This is a genomic window from Aliigemmobacter aestuarii, from assembly GCF_004799285.1.
Lineage (GTDB): Bacteria > Pseudomonadota > Alphaproteobacteria > Rhodobacterales > Rhodobacteraceae > Aliigemmobacter > Aliigemmobacter aestuarii.
The window spans coordinates 55,146-72,338 of record NZ_SSND01000004.1; the positions used below are offsets into that span (position 1 = coordinate 55,146).

A 17,193-nucleotide genomic window follows, 5' to 3' on the forward strand; every position below is an offset into this window, starting at 1 on the left:
GCGCAGCCCTTCCCCCGGCGGGAAGGGACGGGACGGGGGGCGATGCCATGCGGCGCCTGCCCGTCCCGCGGTTCCGCGCACCCTCGGCCCGCCTATCGACCCGCCTATCGACCGGCGGGCAGCCGTTCCAGCATCTCCTGCCTGCGCAGCGGGAACTTGTCGATCGCCGCCACGATCTCGCGCACGTCCCAGGGCAGGGGCTTGCGGATCACCGGCTTCAGGTCCTTGTCCATCAGCACCAGCGAAAACCCGCGGGGCCGCAGTTTTTGCCGGATCGCGGATTTCGCCGCCGGGTCCGTATCGACGATCAGCACCACGTCGCGCGCCTCAAGCCCGGCGAAATCCCGCTCCAGAAGCGCCAACTGCCGGGTGAAGTTCGGATCGTTCGGACTGTCGGCGAAGACCACCACCGGACGCTTGAGATACATCAGATCCTCAAGCACGACCTCGGACCCCGGCACCGGGGCGAAGGCGGGGCTGTCCTCAGCCATCGTGGCAAGGGGCAGAAAGGCCGAAAGAACAAGGATGTAGAGCGGTTTCATGGCACCTCCGTCCTGACAGATATAGGGGCGGAGCGCCGAAAAACCAAAGCAAGGATTGCGGGTCGCCCACGCCCGCGTGACGCAAAGGAAGACGACGATGACCGAAGACCTGAACGCCTGGCGCGCGCTGGCCGCGAAAGAGCTGAAGGGCCGCGACCCCGACAGCCTGACATGGAACACGCTGGAAGGGATCCCGGTCAAGCCGCTGTACACCTCTGCGGACACGGCGGACCTGCCGCATATGGGCGGCGTGCCGGGGGCCGCGCCCTTCACACGCGGGGTGCGGGCCACGATGTATGCCGGCCGCCCCTGGACGATCCGGCAATATGCAGGCTTTTCCACCGCCGAGGAATCGAACGCCTTCTACCGCAAGGCACTGGCCGCAGGTCAGCAGGGCGTGTCGGTGGCCTTCGACCTCGCGACCCACCGCGGCTATGACAGCGACCATCCCCGCGTGGTGGGCGATGTCGGCAAGGCTGGTGTCGCCATCGACAGCGTTGCCGACATGAAGATCCTGTTCGACGGCATCCCGCTGGAAAAGGTCAGCGTTTCCATGACGATGAACGGCGCGGTCATCCCGATCCTCGCCAATTTCATCGTCACCGGCGAGGAACAGGGCGTCCCGCGGCCAGAGCTTTCGGGCACGATCCAGAACGACATCCTGAAGGAATTCATGGTGCGGAACACCTATGTCTATCCGCCCGAACCCTCGATGCGGATCGTGGCCGATATCATCGAATACACCGCCAGGGAGATGCCCAAGTTCAACTCCATCTCGATCTCCGGCTATCACATGCAGGAGGCGGGGGCGAACCTCGTGCAGGAACTGGCCTACACGCTGGCCGACGGTCGCGAATATGTGCGCGCGGCCATTGCCCGCGGGATGAATGTGGACGAATTCGCGGGGCGGCTGTCGTTCTTCTTCGCCATCGGCATGAATTTCTTCATGGAAGCCGCGAAGCTGCGCGCCGCGCGCCTTCTGTGGCACCGGATCATGTCGGAATTCGAACCGAAGAAGCCCGGCAGCCTGATGCTGCGCACCCATTGCCAGACCTCGGGCGTTTCCCTGCAGGAACAGGACCCCTACAACAACGTCATCCGCACCGCATACGAGGCGCTGGCCGCCGCCCTTGGCGGCACGCAGTCGCTGCACACCAACGCGCTGGACGAGGCGATCGCCCTGCCCACCGAGTTTTCTGCCCGGATCGCGCGCAACACCCAGTTGATCCTGCAAGAGGAAACCGGCGTCACCCGCGTCGTCGATCCGCTGGCGGGCAGCTACTATGTCGAAAGCCTGACCGCGCAACTGGCCGACGAGGCCTGGAAGCTGATCGAGGAAGTCGAGGCCATGGGCGGCATGACCAAGGCCGTGGCCTCGGGCATGCCCAAGCTCAGGATCGAGGAATCCGCCGCCCGCCGCCAGGCCGCCATCGACCGGGGCGAGGATGTGATCGTCGGGGTGAACAAGTACCGGCTGTCCAAGGAAGACCCGATCGACATCCTCGACATCGACAACGTCAAGGTGCGCGAGGCGCAGATCGCGCGGCTCAACGCGGTGCGCGCCGGTCGTGACGAGGCCGCCTGCCAGGCGGCGCTTGACGAAATCACCCGCCGCGCGTCCGAGGGCGGCAATCTTCTGGAAGCGGCCGTCGATGCCGCCCGCGCGCGCGCCTCAGTCGGAGAGATCAGCATGGCCATGGAAAAGGTGTTCGGTCGCCACCGCGCCGAAGTGAAGACGCTCGCCGGTGTCTATGGCGCGGCCTACGAGGGCGACGACGGGTTCGCCGCAATCCAGAAGGACGTGGAAGCCTTCGCCGAGGCCGAAGGTCGCCGTCCGCGGATGCTGGTGGTGAAGATGGGCCAGGACGGCCATGACCGCGGCGCCAAGGTGATCGCCACCGCCTTCGCCGACATCGGCTTTGACGTGGATGTGGGACCCCTGTTCCAGACCCCGGAAGAGGCGGCGCAGGATGCCATCGACAACGACGTGCATGTGGTGGGCATCTCGTCCCAGGCGGCGGGCCACAAGACGCTTGCGCCCAAACTGATCGAGGCGCTGCGCGACCGTGGTGCGGGCGATATCATCGTGATCTGCGGCGGGGTCATTCCGCAGCAGGATTACGATTTCCTGATGCAGGCAGGCGTCAAGGCGATCTTCGGGCCGGGCACCAACATCCCGAACGCCGCCCGCGACATCCTGCGCCTGATCCGCGAGGCGCGCGGCTGAGGCAGGGGCAGGGGGCTTTCCGTCCCCCTCGCTGCCTGCGACGGCTCACCCCCGAGGATATTTGCGCCAAAGTGAAGCAAGTTTGAGTCAAATTGCTTTCATTCTGGAAGAAATATCCTCGGGGGGTGAATTTGGCGAAGCCAAAGAGGGGGCAGACAGCCCCCCTTTTCTTACAACTCGATCTGGGTGTCCGGTTCGGCTTTCCGGCGGATCAGGATGTCGCCGTTCGGAAGGCGCACGGGCGGTTCGTAGTTGCGGATGTCGCCCAGCATTTCCATCAGGTCGCGCAGCGCGGGCTCCATCTCGGACAGCGCGCCTTCCATGTCCCTCAGGGCGGGTTCGACCTCGTCCATCAGGCCGCGCAACAAGAGTTCGGCCCCCCGCTTGATCAGGTCCGCGCCTTCCTCCAGGTCGTCCGATGGCGCGGGCGCGGCCTCGGGCGCGATCTCGGGCGCGGGGATGATCGGGGCGGGCGCGGGCGTTTCCTGCGCCGACAGCGGAAGGGCGCCAAGGGGCAGGGCCGCGATGAGGATCAGGGCAATCGGTTTCATGCGTTCAATATAGGCCCTTGTGCCAGAGATTCCTATGGGTTGCGGATGGGCTGCGAAAACGCCGTTCGCGGCGTGCCGGTCGCGCGGCCAAACCCGTATTCGGAGCGGTGCGCAGGGGCCTTACAGCGGCAGGTCGATCGTCACCGGGAAATGGTCCGAGGCGGTCAGAAGCGCCTCGCGCAGTTCGGGAACCCTGTAGCAATCAGGGTCGTCCAGCGGGTGCCAGATGCGCCAGACGGGCCCGAGCGCCGCAAGATCGGGCGACACCATGACGAAATCCAGCAGTGCCTCAAAATAGCGCTTTTTCGAGGCCAGGTAGAATCGTGCGGTCGTGGGCGAGAATCCCACCTTGCGCGACAGCGCCATCTCGGCATGGGGATCGGTCAGGCGCCTGTCGCGCGGAACGTCAACGCCCATCACGATCTCGACTCCGGAATGGCCGAACAGCCGTTCGAACTCGTCCAGACCGGGACCGTCATTGAAATCGCCCAGAACGATCAGGCTGTCGCCGGCATCGAGATGGGTTTCGACCCGGCGACGCAGCCAGACGCATTGCGCCAGTTGCTTGCGGCGGTTCTCAATGCCGATCCGCTTGGCTTCGTCGCCGTTGCGGGCGCCGTGCGGGGCTTTCGACTTGGCATGGACGCCGATCAGGCGCAGCTTGCGGCCGCTGGCCGTCGTGGCTGCGATTTCAAGAGGCGGTTTCGAAAACTGGATCGTTTCGGGGGTGGAATCGGCATCCAGATCGAACCGGAACGACCCGTCGAACCGTGGCGCGCCTTCCTTTCCCATCGGATCGCCCTTGGGATCATGGCGCACCGTGATCCGCGCGGGATCGTAAAGCAGGGTGATTTCCTGTTCGGTTTCCGAGGCGAACCCTGTCAGCGCCCGGGTCGTGCGCAACTGGAAATGAGCGGCGAAGTTTTCCAGCGCGGTCACGGATTTGCGGCGGCTGCCGGTGTCGGGCGCCTCGATCACCATGATCGCATCGGCATCGAGCGCGGTAAAGACGATGGCCAGCGCGCCCAACTGGTCCGACCGGGTCACCTGGTAGCGGGCGGATGGTTCGCGGTCTTCCAGAAGCTTTCCACGATCGTCGAACAGGGCGTTGAACCATTCGACATTGTAGGTCGCGATGCGCAGACCTTCGCGGGTCATGCGGCCTGTTTCCGGCTGATTTCCTCCCAGGCGCGGTTGACGGCCATCAGCCGCCTTTCGGCAAGGCGCACCGCCTCTTCCGGAACCCCGCGCGCCTGCATCCGGTCGGGGTGGCTTTCGCGCACCGCCTTTTTCCAAGCGGCGCGGATCACTTCGATCGGCGCGTCGTGGTCGACGTCAAGCACGTCATAGGGATCATGCGGCATGTCGGGCGCATAGCGTTCGCGCAGGCCCCGGAAGCAACATTCCCGCAGCCCGAAGATCGTCGCCACCTCGCGCAGGAAGCCGTCTTCGGCCTCGTGGTATTCGCCATCTGCGATGGCGATGGCGAACAGCCCTTCCATGATGTCCATCAGGGTTTCGCGGTCGCCCTCGAACATGGCGGCAATCCGCCGGGCATAGGTTTCGTAGCCCGCAACATCCTGCCGCGCCAGGTTGAAGACCCGCGCTGCATTGGCCTCTTCGTCACGGTGAATGGTGAAGATGCGGCGGAAGGCCGTGACCTCATCGCGGGTCACAAGCCCGTCGGCCTTGGCCATCTTGGCGCCAAGCGCGATGACGGCGATGGTAAAGGCGACGGACCGTTCCGGCGGGCTGCGCAGGCGGTCGAAAACCGCCGTCAGGCCTTCGCCGGCGGTCAGCGCCTTCAGCGCATCGGATATGCGGGTCCAGATCGACATGGACGCAGCATAGCCGTTGCCACGCGGGCTGTCAGGTCAGGATTTTCTGCATCAGCACAAGATCCCAGAACCGCCCGAACTTCCAGCCGACCTCGGGCACGATCGCGACTTCGCGAAAGCCGATCGCGGCGTGGAAGGCGCGGCCTTCGGGGGTGCCGCCGGAAACGCCCGCAATCAGGCAATGGGCGCCTCGCGCACGCGCATCGTCTTCGATCGCGCGCATCAGGGCGCGGCCGATCCCGCGCCCGCGGGCGTCGGGGCCAAGCATGATCGTGTGTTCCATCGCGCGGGCATAGCCGACCCCGCCGCGAAACTGCCCGTATGTCGCAAAGCCCGCGATCCCGTCCCCGCTGTCGGCGACGATGAACGGATACCGGTCGGCCTCTTTTGCGGCCAGCATCGCGGCCAGGTCATCAGGCGACTTTTCGGCCGCGTTGAAGGTCACCATCGTGTCGCGGATGAGCGGGTTCCAGATGGCGAGGATGGCGGGAATATCCGCCGCGGTCGCTGGCCGGATCATTCCAGCACGCGCGGCCCGTGCGGGGTTGTGAAATGCGCCCGCATGTCCATGTCGGGACCGTCGATCACCGCGACGCGCGGATCGTCGAACTGGCCCTTCAGCGCCTCGCGCAGGGCTGCGGCCTGCGGGTGGGCGATCTCGAGCCGTTCCAGCCGCACCTCGACCTCGGGCAAGCGCCGGGTGGGGTGCTGGTTTCCCAGCCACTGGATCAGGGCCGGGTACGCGCCGTCGAAAGGCAGCCGTCCATCTGCCGGAATGGCCATGCGCCAGCGCAGGTCACCGCGTTCCAGATCGGTGATCATGCCGGAGCCCCTGGGGGCCACGGCAAGTGCGGCCGCCAGATCGTCACAGGCGCAGATCCAGTTGGTCAGGCGCGGCCGGCCTTCGAACCGGTCAAGGTCGAACCAGCGCGGGCGCCCCGGATCGGGGGCATCGGGATCGGGGGCGATCACCTCAAGGTAGATGTCGCCCAGACCCAGAAGCCGGTTGTGGGTGGACATCAGCGGATGCTGCCCCCCCGGCACCAGCGGCACGCCAAGGGCGAATTCCACCGCGGCCACGCCTTCGGCAAGTGTGCGGGCTGACACGGCCAGGTGATCGAGACGCAGCATCCTAGCCCTCCATTTCGGTGATCCGGACTTGCGCGCGCAAGGCGACGGCCAGTGAATTGAAGCGCGCCTGCGCCACCTCGCCGAAAAGCCCCCGGCCCCGTTCTGTCAGCGCAAGGCCCAGGACACGCTTTTTCGGCTGCCAGGTCAGCGCCCCGGCGGTCTCGGGCTTGTCGATGGAAAACATCGCGCCGAAACGCATCGCCTTGCCCAGAACCTCGGCCTCCTGGATTTCCTCTTCGGAAAGCAGGCGGAACAGCGGCTCCATCCGGCTGCCGCTGCGGCTGTTCTTGTAGCGGTGCAGAAGCGCAAGACCCAGGAACACGCGCCCCGGATGGTCAAGCCCGCCCAGGTTGGCCCGCGTCGCATTGTCGAAACAGGCCTCGGCGCGATAGTCGGGATGGGCGCGCCAGGTCGTGTCATGCAGAAGACAGGCGGCCCGGATCAGGCGCAGGCGTTCCTCGCTGGCGCCCTTGAAGATGGGATGGATGAAGCCGAACAGTTTCTTGCCGAACCCCGGCACGCGGGCCTGGGTGGCTTCGGTCGCGCGGGCGGCCTCGATCAGCGGGTCGCGTGCGCGCAGCCGGTCGGGCATCTGTTCGTAAAGCAGGCCTTCGCGGATACCGTAAGAGGACACGTCGATCTCGGACGGTTTCAGAATATCGATCAGTTCGCGCAGCACCTCGCAGGCCAGCGGCACCAGTTCCATCCGTTCGGCCGAGGTGCCGGTGCGCCCGCGCAGGACCGCCAGATCGCTGGACGCGATCCAGTCGAGCGTATCCAGCAGCGATTTCGGCTGCATCCGGTATTCGTGCAGCACCGTCAGCGGGTAGTTCCGCCGTTCCATGTCAAGCCGCGCGATCACGCGCCACGAGCCGCCGACCAGGTAGATGCGTTCGCCCTTGGCGCGGATATCCTCGTTCAGGGCGCGAAGCTGGCGGCGGATGTGGTCTTGCCGCTTCTTCGGATCGGCAGAGACCTGCATCAGGCGGAACGGCCCCAGAGGCGATGTGACCCGCCGCCCGACCTTGCCGCCGCCGATCCGCGCCAGTTCCATCGAGTTGCCGCCGATGTCGCAGACCACGCCCTTGGCATCGGGCCATCCCAGAAGCACGCCCTGCGCCGAAAGTCGCGCTTCTTCCGGGCCGTCGATCACCCACAGCCGCAGGCCCGTTTCGCGCTGGACCTGTTCCTGGAATTCCGGCCCGTCCACGGCCTCGCGGACGGCGGCGGTGGCGACGACGGTCAGGGGCGCTATTCCCATCCCCTCGGCCAGAAGCGCAAAGCGTTTCAGCGCGGCAAGCGCACGGGCGCGGCCTTCTGGGTTCAGGCGGCCCGTTTCGGCCAGTCCCTTGCCGAGCCCCGCCATGACCTTTTCGTTGTAGAAATAGGCCGGGCTGCGGGCGGCGCCGTCGAACACCACCATCCGCACCGAGTTCGACCCCACATCGACCACGCCGACACGCGACAGGGCGCGCGCGGAGGGGTCTTCGAACAGCGGGCGCCCGAAGGGTCCGCCGTCATCCGCGGGGTGGTCGGCGGTGTTCGGTCGGTGGTCCATGGGTCTTCTCCGGCAGTCCAAGCGGACCATGCCGATAACGGGGCCTCCGGTCAACGATTCCGCGACCGGTTCGGCAGGTCAGGCGCCGGTCCCGCCCTTCAGCCGCGCCAGTTTCGGCACGTCCTTGGCGCGGGCCGTTCCCCGGCCGGAAAGGGATGGATTTTCAAGGAAGTAGCGGTGGCAGCTGAACAGTTCACCATCCTCGGCGGTCAGGCTGCGGCGATACTGCCCGTGGGCATCCAGAACCCAGCTTTGCGCCTCGTCCGCAAGGTTGGCGACCATGATCTGATCCAGGATCTGCGCCTTGACGGTGGGGTTCAGCGCCTCCACCAGGGTTTCGACCCGGCGCGTCAGGTTGCGGCCCATCCAGTCGGCCGACGACATGAAGACCCGCGCCCCGGATGACGGCAGGCCGTGGCCGTTGCCGAAACAGACGATGCGCGAATGTTCCAGGAACCGCCCGACGATCGATTTCACCCGGATGGTTTCCGAAAGGCCCTTCACGCCGGGGCGCAGCCCGCAGATCCCGCGCACGACGCAGTTGATCTTCACCCCCGCCTGGCTTGCGGCGTAAAGCGCGTCGATCACCTCGGCCTCGATCAGGCTGTTCAGCTTCAGCCAGATTTCAGCAGGACGACCCGCGCGGGCATGGTCGGCCTCGGCCGCGATCAGTTCCAGAAGCCGGGGCTTGAGCGAAATGGGCGAGATGGCAAGGTTTTCCAGCCCCTCGGGCTGCACATAGCCCGACAGGTAGTTGAACACCTTGGTGGCATCCCGGCCAAGCGCCGGATCGCAGGTGAAGAACGACAGGTCGGTGTAGATGCGCGCGGTGATCGGGTGATAATTGCCGGTGCCGTAATGGGTATAGGTCACCAGCGCATCCCCCTCGCGGCGGACCACGGTCGAGATCTTGGCATGTGTCTTGTAGTTGATGAAGCCATAGACGACATGCGCGCCCGACCGTTCCAGCCGCCGCGACTGCCGGATGTTCGCGGCCTCGTCGAAGCGGGCCTTGAGTTCGACCAGGGCTGTCACGGATTTGCCGGCCTCTGCCGCCTCGCACAGCGCCGAGACGACGGGGCTGTCGTGGCTCGTGCGGTACAGCGTCTGCTTGATCGCAAGCACGTTCGGATCGCGCGCCGCCTGTTCCAGGAAACGGATCACCAGATCGAAGGTTTCGTAGGGATGATGCAGAAGGATGTCCTTCTGGCGGATCGCCGCGAACATGTCGCCGTCATGGTCCTGCACCCGTTCGGGCACGCGCGGGCTGAAGGGCGGCCAGAGCAGATCGGCGCGCGAGGACAGCACCAGTTCCTTGAGGTCGGCCACGCCAAGCATGCCCTTGACCTCGACCATCTCGTCCTCGGTCACGCCCAGTTCTTCCATGATCAGCGCGCGCAGGTCTTCGGGCGCGCCTGCGCTGATCTTCAGGCGGATCACCTCGCCGCGACGGCGGCGCTTCAGCGCGGTCTCGAACTCGCGCACCAGATCCTCGGCCTCGTCCTCGACTTCAAGGTCGCTGTCGCGCAGCACGCGAAAGGCGCAATGGCCCCGGTCGGTGTAGCCGGGAAACAGCATGTCGAGATGCAGAAGCAGCAGTTCTTCCAGCGGAACGAAGCGGTGTTCGCCCTCTTTTGCGGGCAGGGCCACGAAGCGGGCGATCTGCTGCGGGATCGGCAGAAGCGCCTGAAGGCTGCGCCGGTCCGACCGGCGTTCCAGTTCCAGACCCAGACAAAAGCCGGTGTTCGGGATGAAGGGGAAGGGGTGCGCCGGGTCGATCGCCAGCGGCGACAGCACCGGGAACACCTTGTCGAGGAAGTGCTGTTCCAGGAACTTCAGGTCCCGCGTCGTCAGCTTGGACCGCGTCAGGATCGTGATGCCCTGCGTCTCCATTTCCTTCTTCAAGCGGTTGTAGGTGGTCTGCTGCGTCTGCATCAGGCGCCGGGCGTCCTCATGGATCAGCCGCAGCTGTTCCGACGGGTTCCGGCCGTCCTCGGACAGTGAACTGTTTCCGTTGCGCACCAGCGCCCGCAGGCCCGCCACGCGGACGGTATAGAATTCGTCCAGGTTGGTGGCCGAGATCGATAGGAACCGCAGGCGTTCCAGAAGCGGCACCGAAGGGTTTGCCGCCTCTTCCAGAACGCGCCAGTTGAAGGCCAGCCAGCTCAGTTCGCGATTGAAAAAGCGGTGGGGGCCATGGGTATCGGCTTCGGACAGATCGACCGGCTTCGGCATCGGCGCATTCAGAAAGTCGGCCTGTGTCATGTTTCTGTCACAAAATCAGAAGGTTGCGGTGAATTTTCTTAATATTCCGCCGGATCATCCGCTTTGTCCAGCAGCTTTGCCGCCATGGCCCGCGAGACGGGTTTCCGGCTGGCCAGAGATTGTGCGTCAAGTGCCGCGACCAGATCGCGCGCTGCTTCGACCGACCGTTCCATCCGGGCCAGAAGATAGGGGATTAGCGTTTCGGGCACGACCAGTTGCCGGTCGGCGAAAAGCTTGACAAGAACAGCCGACAGTAGCGCGTCATCGGGCGCGTCAAGCCGCGCCGCCTGCATGGCCTGCACCCGGCTCAGCAGGTCGGGCAGGCCAAGCCCCCAGTCGCGCGGGCTAATGGCCGAAGTCAGCAGCACCCGGCGGCCCTGTGCCGCGGTCAGGTTCAGCAGGTGAAACAGCGCGGTCTGGTCGGCCGGATCGCGCGCGACCGCCTCGGCATCCTCCACCGCGACGTCGCCGGCCGCGACCAGCGCGTCGAGCCTTGCCGCAGCCAGACCTGCGCCGGGCACGATCGTGGCGCCGGTTTCCGCGGCCCAGATATGGGCCAGATGCGTCTTGCCGGAACCCGCCGGACCGGTCAGCAGAAGCCGCCCGTCGGGCCAGTTCGCCCAGTTTTCCACGGTGGCCAGCGCCAGCCGGTTCGCGGGCGAGGCAAAGAAATCGTCCCGCCCGTAGGCATCAAGCGCGGGCAGGTCGAAGGCCATCTGACGGGGCTCGGGCCCGCTCACGCGGCGTCCTCGTCACTGTCGCCCGGTTCGGTCCCGGAAAGGCCGCGGTAAAGCAGGCTCTGGCGGTATTGTTCGACCCCGAACCGGGCCAGAACGCCGATCGCCGCCGCCACCGGCACGGCCACCAGCATGCCCACGAAGCCAAAGACCGACCCGAAGGCCGACAGCGCGAACAAAAGCCAGACCGGATGCAGGCCCACCGAATTGCCCACCAGCCGCGGGGTGATGACATTGCCCTCAAGGAACTGGCCCGCGGCGAAGATCGCCGCCACCACGCCGATGCGGACCCAGTCGGTGCCCTGGCGGATCACCTCGCCGTCCACCTCGACCGGGCCCCAGAATTGGAACAGCGCAAGCCCCATCGCAAGCGCCCCGCCGACCAGCGCGCCGACATAGGGGATGAAGGTGATCGCCCCCGCGATCGCGCCCACGACGATGCCGAACTGCAAGCCCGCGACCATCAGCGCGATGGCATAGAACGTGCCCAGAACGACGCAGACCGAAAGCTGCCCGCGCACGAAGGCCGCCAGCACGCGGTCGATCTCTTTCGCGAGGCGGCGGATGGTGGGGGCGTGGTCCCGCGGCAGCCAGCCGTCGACATGGGCCACCATCCTGTCCCAGTCGAGCAGCATGTAGAAGGCCACGACCGGCACGACGACGATGAACAGCACCGCGTTCAGAACCCCCATGGCCGAGCCGATCAGGGTCTGCGCGAGTTCAGCCCCCTTGGACTGGATCACCCGGCCGATGTCCTGCAGGCTTTGCCGGATGGTCGAGGTTTCGTCGCTGAGTTCGGGAAGCTGTTCGGTCAGGAAGGCCTGAAGCCGCTGGAAGATCTCGGGCGCCGCGTTCACCAACGCGGTCAGCTGGTTCAGAAGCGTGGGGATGACGGCGAGGATCAGCAGGACGACGATCAGCAGCGCGGTCAGCGAGATGACGGTGGTCGCCGCCGCTCGGCCAAGGCCCGCGCGTTCCAGCCGGTCGGCCACCGGATCAAGGAAATAGGCCACCGCGCCGCCGACGATGAAGGGAAGGATCACATCCCCCAGAAACCACAGCGCGGCCAGAAAAACCGCCGCCGCGATCCCCCAGTATTTCGCCTGATCCCGAACCGGAAGGCCCATGCCCGCCCCCTTTGCACACAAAGACCAGACATCGCCCATGGGGGGCGCAGTTTCAAGGGGGGGAGGGGCGGTGATCCTCGCCGCCGGCCGCGCCTTGTGCCCCGGCCCGACCCGGCCCGCTTGCCAGCCCGGCGCCTTCCGGCTAGGAACGGCCAAACGCCATGCCAGAGGTCCGTTTCATGCGCCTGTCCCGCTATTTCCTGCCCGTCCTGAAGGAAAACCCCGCCGAGGCGCAGATCGTCTCGCACCGCTACATGCTGCGCGCCGGCATGATCAAGCAGCAGGCGGCGGGGATCTATTCCTGGCTGCCGCTCGGCTTCCGCGTGCTGCGCCGGATCGAGGAGATCGTGCATCAGGAACAGATCCGGGCGGGGCATATCCCGCTTCTGATGCCCACGCTGCAACCGGCCGACCTGTGGCGCGAAAGCGGGCGCTATGACGATTACGGGCAGGAGATGCTGCGCATCAAGGACCGGCACGACCGCGACATGCTCTACGGGCCGACGAACGAGGAGATGATCACCGACATCTTCCGCGCCCATGTGAACAGCTACAAGGACCTGCCGCTGACGCTGTACCACATCCAGTGGAAGTTCCGCGACGAGGTGCGCCCCCGGTTCGGCGTGATGCGCGGGCGCGAGTTCCTGATGAAGGACGGCTACAACTTCGACGTGGACCGCGACGCGGCGCTGCATGCCTACAACCGCCACATGGTCAGCTACCTGCGGACCTATGAACGGATGGGGCTGACCGCCATCCCGATGCGCGCGGCTTCTGGCCCGATCGGGGGCGACAACACGCATGAATTCCTCGTGCTGGCGCAGACCGGCGAATCCGAGGTATTCTATGACGACCGCGTGACCGGGCTGAAGCTGGGCCAACGCGATATCGACTATGACGACCGCGCGCAGGTGGCCGCGGTCTGCGAGGAATTCACCACCCTTTACGCTCGCACCGACGAAACCCACGATCCGGCGGTTTTCGACCAGATCCCCGAGGCGCATCGCAAGGTCGGCCGGGGGATCGAGGTGGGCCAGATCTTCTATTTCGGCACCAAGTATTCCGAGGCGATGGGGGCCACGGTCGTCACCGCTGACGGGTCCCGCGTGCCGGTCGAGATGGGCAGCCACGGGATCGGCGTCTCGCGCCTTCTGGGGGCGATCATCGAGGCCAGCCATGATGACAAGGGCATCATCTGGCCCGAGGGCGTGACCCCCTTCCCGGTGGGGATCGTGAACCTGAAGCAGGGCGACGGGGCGACCGATGCGGCTTGCGAGAGCATCTACAAGGCGCTGGCGGCAAAGGGGCTCGAGGCGCTTTACGACGACCGCGACGAACGCGCGGGGGCCAAGTTCGCCACGATGGACCTGATCGGCCTGCCCTGGCGGATCACCGTGGGCCCGCGCGGGCTGGCGGCGGGCAAGGTGGAACTGACCTGCCGCCGCACCGGCGCCTCGGAAGAAATGAGCGCCGAGGCCGCGGTCGACCGCGTGGCCGCGATCTACGCGGGCCGCTGAACATCGCGCCTTGGCGAGGGGCAGGCGCGGCGCCAAGGGCAGGGGGCGGCCAACCTGGTTCACGGTGGGCGTGGCCCTGTCCCTGCTGTGCCTCGTCGTTTTCGGACATCCTGCCTAGTCTGGTTGACCGTCAGGGCGCCGGACGATGACAGGCGCGCCGCAACGATCGCCGCCCTTTCGGGGCGTTTCCCGATCAGCGCGATCGACGACCGTGGCACGGAATGGCGGGTTCGGCGTCATGAGGTGACATCGGTCGAACATGGTCCCTGTCGCCGTGACCTGTCGGTTGACGCGCCGTCTGGCCTGCTACGGCAGGGCCTGATCTTCGGGCGGATGACGATTTTCTGTCTGGATGTCCTGCAACATCCCGCACACGGGCGGTTGCGGGCCGTCATCAGGTATGACCACGGTCGGGGCGACCGGATCCCGCGCTCCGAGGCGCACGGAGGCACGGGCCTTGTCGCAGAGGCTGCGCGCCTGGAGCGGTGAGGCGGCCTTTCGGTATCTCGCACCCTGACGCGGTCGGCGGACACCCCGCCCGGCATGGCTCCGCATCCTGTCGCGCTAAGACCCTTGTCAGGTGAATCCCGCAGGACACACCTGAGCGGATTTCGCCCGCCGGGCCGGGCGGTTTTTCTTTGTCCCGCCGATTCAAGGAATTACCCTTGGCCCGAAGGGTGCGGCATGACACCCGGGTGTGAGCAGTTTTTAAACGGGACAGGCACAGTGCGGCTGAACCACGCAGAGCTTATCGAACACGAACGCAAATATCCCGCAGGCCAGAAGGACGGATACGCCGGCTATCTGACCTATCTCGACGAGTTGCGGGCCGAATTCTATGCGCAGTTCCTTGAAACGAAGACGCCCAAGCAGGCGTCGGTGAACGAGGTGATCGCGGCCTTCGGCGAGGCCCCTCCCGAGGAATTCACCGAACCCTATGACCTGACCCCGGAAGGTCTGGAACTGACATCGAAGACCGTGCAGCGCAAATATGTCGTGCGCTTCAAGAACATCCGTCGGTCCTGGGCGATCCTGCTGCAGCATATGCCCGAACTGATCGTCGAGGGGGCCGCGCCGCGCGATGTGCTGGAGATGTCCACCGCGCATGGCGCGACGCTGGAAATCCTGCGCCATTTCGGGCACCGGGTGGTCGGGAACGATTTCGCCAATTTCCTCGGTCGGAAGGAAGGGGCCGACAGCCGCTTTCGCGGGGTGAACGAGGTCGACCTGACGCAGATGAAGGACGACCACCATCTGAACCGCGGGGACGGGACGATCGAACGCTGGCCCTATCAGCCGATCATCGAAAGCCTGGGCCTAGATGTGCGCCTGTTTGACGCGGGTCATGTGCCCTATCCGTTCGAACGCAAGAGCTTTGACACCGTGCTGTGCTTCGACGCGCTGGAACATTACTGCCACCCGAAGGACTGGATGGCGATCATCGGGGAATTCACCCGGCTGGCGCGGCAGTCCGTTCTGGTGATCACCAACCCGGTTCAGGGGCATCTGGTGGATGATGCGGACTACATGGGGCATTTCCATGCCTTCCAGACCGCGATGCGGCGGTATGACAGGGACGGGTTCCAGTGCATCCATGCCGGGATCAACCGCAACCAGCTGACCGTCTACAAGCTGATGCGGCTGGGTTCCGCCAAACTGAAACCGGCCAAGTAAGCCCCGCTTGACCGCGACGGCCGCCCAAGCCACAAGGCGCACATGGCCAACCGCACCGCCCCCTTTGCCCCGTTCGAATGGATGATCGCCTGGCGCTATCTGCGCGCGAAACGGGCCGAGGGCGGCATTTCGGTGATGACGCTGATCAGCCTTGTCGGGATCACGCTGGCGGTCTTCGCGTTGATCGCGACGCTGGCGGTGCGGGCGGGCTTTCGGGCCGAATTCGTCGACACGATCCTGGGGGCCAATGCGCATGTGACCGTCTACGCCCAGGAACGGCTGGACGAGAACGGGATGCGCCTGCGCGGTTTCCCCGATTTCGACGCGGTGGCCGAACGCATCCGCGCGGTCGAGGGCGTGACCCGCGCCGCGCCCCTGGTGCGCGGGCAGATCATGGCCACGGCAAACGGGCAGAACGCGGGCGGCGATGTCTATGGCATCCGCGCCGAAGACCTGCGCACGATCCCCCGCGTGGGCGATGGGGCCGAGGCCGAAGGCGATCTGGCCCTGTTCGACGAGGGCGTGGCGATCGGGTCCGTGCTGGCGCGCGACCTGGGCCTGTCCGTGGGCGACCGCATCCGGCTGATTTCGCCTGACGGGGTCAAGACCGCCTTCGGCACCAGCCCGCGGGTGAATGCCTACGAGGTCGTCTACATCTTCACCGCCGGGCGCTACGACATCGACAAGACGCGCATCTACATGCCCTTTGCCGAGGCGCAGAGCTATTTCAACCGCGAGGGCTTCGCCGACGAGATCGAGGTGATGGTCGAAGACCCCGAAACCGTCGACCGCCACGCGGTGGACCTGTCGATGGCGGCGGGCGAACATGCGCTTTTGTGGACCTGGCGGGACAGTGCCGGATCGTTCCTGCGCGCGCTCGACATCGAGGACAACGTGATGTTCATCATCCTGTCGATCCTTGTCCTGATCGCGTCGATGAACATCATTTCCGGGCTGATCATGCTGGTGAAGAACAAGGGGCGCGATATCGGCATCCTGCGAACGATGGGCCTGACCGAAGGATCGGTCCTGCGCGTCTTCTTCATCTGCGGGGCGTCCACGGGGCTGGTGGGAACGGCGCTTGGCGTGGTGCTGGGGTGCCTTTTCGCGATCTATATCGATCCGATCTTTTCCTTCGTGAACTACGTCTCGGGCGGCGGGGTGTGGGATCCGTCGATCCGGGGCATCTACAACCTGCCCGCAAAGCTGCAACTGTCCGACGTGGTCTCGGCCGTGGCGCTGTCACTGGGCCTGTCCTTTATCGTCACGATCTTTCCCGCCCGCCGCGCGGCCCGGATGAACCCGGTGGAGGCATTGCGCTATGAATGACGCGGTGCTGACGCTGGAGGCGATCGAAAAGGGCTACAACCGCGGCAAGCCGTCCGAGGTGATCGTGTTGCGCGGTGCAAGCCTGTCCATCGCACGGGGCGAGGTCGTGGCGCTGGTGGCGCCATCGGGCGCCGGGAAATCCACGCTTCTGCACATCGCGGGGCTTCTCGACACGCCCGACAGCGGTCGGGTGCTGCATTCGGGGCGCGAGATGGGCGGCCTGTCGGACCGCGCCCGCACCGAGGCGCGGCGCGGCGACGTGGGGTTCATCTATCAGTTCCACCACCTGCTGCCCGAGTTCACGGCCCTGGAAAACATCGCCCTGCCGCAGCTTGCCAACGGCGTCGCCCGCAAGGCGGCCGAGGCGCGGGCGATGGATCTTCTGGCGCGCGTGGGAATTGCGCCGCGCGCCGGTCACCGGCCGGCGGCCCTTTCGGGCGGCGAACAGCAGCGCGTGGCCTTCTGCCGGGCGCTGGCCAACGGTCCGCGGCTTCTTCTGGCCGACGAACCCACCGGAAACCTCGATCCGGCGACCTCGGACCAGGTGTTCGGCGCGCTGATGGACCTGGTGCGCGAAACCGGCTTGTCGGCCCTGATCGCGACCCATAACCTTGACCTTGCCGCCCGGATGGACCGGATCGTGCGGCTGGATCAGGGCCGGATCGTCTGACCGGTTGTTTCGGTGCCGGTGACGTGG

Annotated in this window: 16 protein-coding genes; 6 read left to right on the top strand and 10 right to left on the bottom strand. The window is 65.9% G+C overall.

Annotated features, from left to right (window positions below; translation table 11 throughout):
* Positions 1-104 precede the first annotated feature (104 nt).
* The gene (locus E7811_RS13900; RefSeq protein ID WP_136395278.1) at positions 105-542 is read right to left on the bottom strand and encodes a DUF4174 domain-containing protein; all 438 of its coding nucleotides are present in this window, start codon (positions 540-542) and stop codon (positions 105-107) included.
* A 97-nt stretch (positions 543-639) separates the two neighbouring features.
* Between E7811_RS13900 and scpA the strand changes: the two genes are divergently transcribed.
* Positions 640-2,769: a methylmalonyl-CoA mutase gene (gene scpA, locus E7811_RS13905; RefSeq protein ID WP_136395279.1), complete on the top strand. Its 2,130-nt coding sequence runs from the start codon at positions 640-642 to the stop codon at positions 2,767-2,769.
* Between the two features lie 170 nt (positions 2,770-2,939).
* Here scpA and E7811_RS13910 read toward each other — a convergent pair whose 3' ends face one another.
* From E7811_RS13910 to E7811_RS13950, 9 genes are all read right to left on the bottom strand, one after another.
* Positions 2,940-3,320 (bottom strand): AAA+ family ATPase, encoded by a 381-nt coding sequence (locus E7811_RS13910; protein WP_136395280.1) that lies wholly within the window; start codon positions 3,318-3,320, stop codon positions 2,940-2,942.
* 120 nt (positions 3,321-3,440) lie between these two features.
* Complete coding sequence (locus tag E7811_RS13915; protein ID WP_136395281.1) at positions 3,441-4,478, bottom strand: endonuclease/exonuclease/phosphatase family protein; 1,038 nt, start codon at positions 4,476-4,478, stop codon at positions 3,441-3,443.
* Entirely contained in the window at positions 4,475-5,158 is a 684-nt protein-coding gene (locus E7811_RS13920) for a molecular chaperone DjiA (protein WP_136395282.1), read from the bottom strand. Before E7811_RS13920 ends, E7811_RS13915 begins: the two co-directional genes overlap by 4 nt.
* Positions 5,159-5,189: 31 nt before the next feature.
* The gene (locus E7811_RS13925; RefSeq protein WP_136395283.1) at positions 5,190-5,678 is read right to left on the bottom strand and encodes a GNAT family N-acetyltransferase; all 489 of its coding nucleotides are present in this window, start codon (positions 5,676-5,678) and stop codon (positions 5,190-5,192) included.
* A complete protein-coding gene (locus tag E7811_RS13930) occupies positions 5,675-6,289 on the bottom strand; it encodes a VOC family protein (protein ID WP_136395284.1) in 615 nt (204 codons plus the stop codon). Before E7811_RS13930 ends, E7811_RS13925 begins: the two co-directional genes overlap by 4 nt.
* Position 6,290: 1 nt before the next feature.
* Positions 6,291-7,847 (bottom strand): Ppx/GppA family phosphatase, encoded by a 1,557-nt coding sequence (locus E7811_RS13935; RefSeq protein WP_136395285.1) that lies wholly within the window; start codon positions 7,845-7,847, stop codon positions 6,291-6,293.
* A gap of 78 nt (positions 7,848-7,925) precedes the next feature.
* Entirely contained in the window at positions 7,926-10,112 is a 2,187-nt protein-coding gene (locus tag E7811_RS13940) for an RNA degradosome polyphosphate kinase (protein ID WP_136395286.1), read from the bottom strand.
* Positions 10,113-10,150: 38 nt separating this feature from the next.
* A complete protein-coding gene (locus E7811_RS13945) occupies positions 10,151-10,828 on the bottom strand; it encodes a P-loop NTPase family protein (RefSeq protein WP_136395570.1) in 678 nt (225 codons plus the stop codon).
* A 20-nt stretch (positions 10,829-10,848) separates the two neighbouring features.
* Positions 10,849-11,976 carry an AI-2E family transporter gene (locus E7811_RS13950; RefSeq protein ID WP_136395287.1) on the bottom strand — a complete coding sequence of 376 codons (1,128 nt, stop codon included), beginning with the start codon at positions 11,974-11,976 and terminating at the stop codon, positions 10,849-10,851.
* Between the two features lie 179 nt (positions 11,977-12,155).
* Between E7811_RS13950 and proS the strand changes: the two genes are divergently transcribed.
* From proS to E7811_RS13975, 5 genes are all read left to right on the top strand, one after another.
* Entirely contained in the window at positions 12,156-13,493 is a 1,338-nt protein-coding gene (proS, locus tag E7811_RS13955) for a proline--tRNA ligase (RefSeq protein WP_136395571.1), read from the top strand.
* 123 nt (positions 13,494-13,616) lie between these two features.
* Positions 13,617-13,982 (top strand): hypothetical protein, encoded by a 366-nt coding sequence (locus E7811_RS13960; RefSeq protein ID WP_136395288.1) that lies wholly within the window; start codon positions 13,617-13,619, stop codon positions 13,980-13,982.
* Between the two features lie 237 nt (positions 13,983-14,219).
* On the top strand, positions 14,220-15,167 hold the full coding sequence (locus E7811_RS13965) for a class I SAM-dependent methyltransferase (RefSeq protein WP_168733036.1): 948 nt from the start codon (positions 14,220-14,222) through the stop codon (positions 15,165-15,167).
* Between the two features lie 42 nt (positions 15,168-15,209).
* Positions 15,210-16,496, top strand: coding sequence for a lipoprotein-releasing ABC transporter permease subunit (locus tag E7811_RS13970; RefSeq protein WP_136395290.1), 1,287 nt, complete (start codon positions 15,210-15,212; stop codon positions 16,494-16,496).
* Positions 16,489-17,166 (top strand): ABC transporter ATP-binding protein, encoded by a 678-nt coding sequence (locus tag E7811_RS13975; protein ID WP_136395291.1) that lies wholly within the window; start codon positions 16,489-16,491, stop codon positions 17,164-17,166. The genes E7811_RS13970 and E7811_RS13975 overlap by 8 nt, the downstream gene beginning before the upstream one ends.
* Positions 17,167-17,193 lie beyond the last annotated feature (27 nt).